Annotated in this window: 1 protein-coding gene; it reads right to left on the bottom strand. The window is 63.6% G+C overall.

Going from position 1 to position 360, the window contains the following annotated elements; all coding sequences use genetic code 11:
- The coding region (locus LL06_RS25515; protein ID WP_035533744.1) for a porin at window positions 1-343 on the bottom strand (343 nt) is incomplete at its 3' end.
- Between the last annotated feature and the right edge of the window lie 17 nt (window positions 344-360).

The following is a 360-nucleotide window of genomic DNA, read 5'->3' as shown; positions in this document are numbered from 1 at the left end:
ACTGGAAGCGCAGCTCGGTGTAGGTGCGCAGGGTGCCCATTTCGGTTTCCGAAGCGGTCGAGGTGCGGAACGAGAAGCGGGCGCGCTTGAAGTAGGTTTCGTCGCCGGTGGCCGAGGTCACAGCGAAGAGTTCGCCGGCGCCGACGTCGTAACGCAGGTAGCCGTGGATGCGCAGGCAGGTTTCGGTGCCCGGGATGTAGAAGTAGCCGGTGCCGAAAGCGTCGCAAACGCGGACGTATTCAACGGGCTCAGGCTCGGCTGCGATGATGGCGTCTGCGGCGCGTGCGCCGGATACAGCGACGAGAGCCGCTGCGGAGCCGAGGAGAAGGCTCTTAATGTTCATGTTCTGACCTCCAGTCA

The sequence above is a fragment of the Hoeflea sp. BAL378 genome (assembly GCF_000759435.1).
Taxonomy (GTDB): Bacteria; Pseudomonadota; Alphaproteobacteria; order Rhizobiales; family Rhizobiaceae; genus Hoeflea.
The sequence above is the reverse complement of the archived record's forward strand: the minus strand, read 5'-3'. Positions and strand labels throughout refer to the sequence as shown.